This is a genomic window from Microbispora catharanthi, from assembly GCF_006334915.2.
GTDB classification, from domain to species: Bacteria; Actinomycetota; Actinomycetes; order Streptosporangiales; family Streptosporangiaceae; genus Microbispora; species Microbispora catharanthi.
The window spans coordinates 1-1705 of record NZ_VDMA02000068.1 but is presented as its reverse complement, the minus strand read 5'-3'; the positions used below and the strand labels follow the sequence as shown (position 1 = coordinate 1705).

Annotated in this window: 2 protein-coding genes; both read left to right on the top strand. The window is 67.7% G+C overall.

Annotation, left to right across the window (positions count from 1 at the left end; all coding sequences use genetic code 11):
- The coding region (locus FH610_RS42610; protein WP_152313718.1) for an ATP-binding cassette domain-containing protein at positions 1–702 on the top strand (702 nt) is incomplete at its 5' end.
- The gene (locus FH610_RS42605) at positions 695–1705 is read left to right on the top strand and encodes an ABC transporter permease (protein WP_152313717.1); all 1011 of its coding nucleotides are present in this window, start codon (positions 695–697) and stop codon (positions 1703–1705) included. The genes FH610_RS42610 and FH610_RS42605, both read left to right, overlap by 8 nt.

The following is a 1705-nucleotide window of genomic DNA, read 5'->3' as shown; positions in this document are numbered from 1 at the left end:
AGTACGACCCGGGCGGTGCGGATGGGCATGGGTCTGGCGCCGGAGGAGCGTAAGGCGCAGGCGTTGCTGCTGGATCATCCGGTGGCGCAGAACATCACGCTGGCGAGCCTGAGCCGCTACACCAAGCCGCGGTGGCTGGGCTGGCTGGATCGGCGGAGTGAGTTCGCCGAGGCCAAGCGGTTGTCGGAGGCGTTGGACATTCGTCCGCCCGATCCGCGGCGGCCGATTCGGACGTTGTCGGGTGGTAACCAGCAAAAGGCGGTGCTGGGGCGGTGGCTGGCCGAGGACCGCAAGTTGTTGTTGCTGGATGAGCCGACGCGTGGTGTGGATGTCGGGGCCCGGGCGGAGTTGTATGCGCTGGTGCGCAAGCTGGCCGATGACGGCATCGGGGTGCTGCTGGTGTCCAGCGAGGTGCCCGAGGTGCTGGGTCTGGCCGACCGGGTGCTGGTCGTGCGTGAGGGCCGGATCGTTCACGAGGCGCCGGCCGAGGACCTGGACGAGCACCGGGTGCTCGATCTGGTGATGGTCTCCGCGCAGGACACACCGGCGCCCGCGCCCGCATCCGCGTCCGGGTCCGTGTCCGCGTCTGATTCCGGGCCCGTGTCCGATTCCGGGTCCGCGTCTGCATCCGAGTCCGGGTCCGGGTCTGGTTCCGGGTCCGGTGTAGCTAATCCCCCCTCTGAAGGAGCGTTCGATGACTGAGGTCGATCAGGCCGCGCCGGCCGGTCCGCGCGTGAAGGCGGCGGGCCCGGGCGGGCGGTTCGGCCGGCTGGGTGAGGTCCGGCATCTGGGGTTGGTCGCGGCGCTGGTGCTGCTGGCGATCGTGGGCCTGGTGACCAGGCCGGAGAACTTCGCCACGTCCTCCAATTTGGTGAGCATCCTGGCGCTGGCCTCGACGATCGGGGTGATCACGGTCGGGATGACGTTCGTGATCATCGGTGGTGGTATCGACCTGTCGGTCGGGGCGCTGATGGCGTTGGCGTCGGTGTGGGCGACCACGCTGGCCACCCAGGCCTACGGCCCGGTCGTGATGATCGTTTGTGCGGTGCTGGTGGGCACCGGCGCGGGGCTGCTGAACGGGATTTTGATCTCTTACGGGCGGATGGTGCCGTTCATCGCGACGCTGGCGATGATGGTGGCCGGGCGGGGCCTGGCGCAGCGGATGTCCAACCAGCGCACGCAGTTGGTGCAGCCGGACAACTCGCTGATCGTGGATCTGTCGACCACGCGGGTGCTCGGGCTGCCGCTGCTGGTGTATGTGTTCGCGCTGGTGGTGCTGATCGGCTGGCTGGTGCTCAACCGTACGACGTTCGGCCGGCGCACTTATGCGGTGGGTGGTAACCCCGAGGCGGCGCGGCTGGCCGGTATCGATGTGCGTAAGCACACGCTGATGTTGTATGCGCTGTCGGGTCTGTGCTGCGGGATCGCCGCTGTGCTGATCATGGCGCGGACCACCACCGGGTCGTCCACCCATGGCGATCTGTATGAGCTGGACGCGATCGCCGCCGTCATCATCGGCGGGACGTTGCTGACCGGCGGCCGGGGCACGATCATCGGCTCGATCCTCGGTCTGCTGATCTTCACTGTGATCACCAACCTGTTCATCCTCAACGGCCTCAACACCGCCGACCAGCTCGTCGCCAAGGGCGCGATCATCGTCGTCGCCGTGCTCCTGCAGCGGCGAAGCCTCAATTCACACACCTGA

Coding starts and splice junctions, on each gene's coding strand:
- FH610_RS42605 (WP_152313717.1), top strand. CDS start 695: ATGACTGAGGTCGATCAGGCCGCGCCGGCCGGTCCGCGCGTGAAGGCG.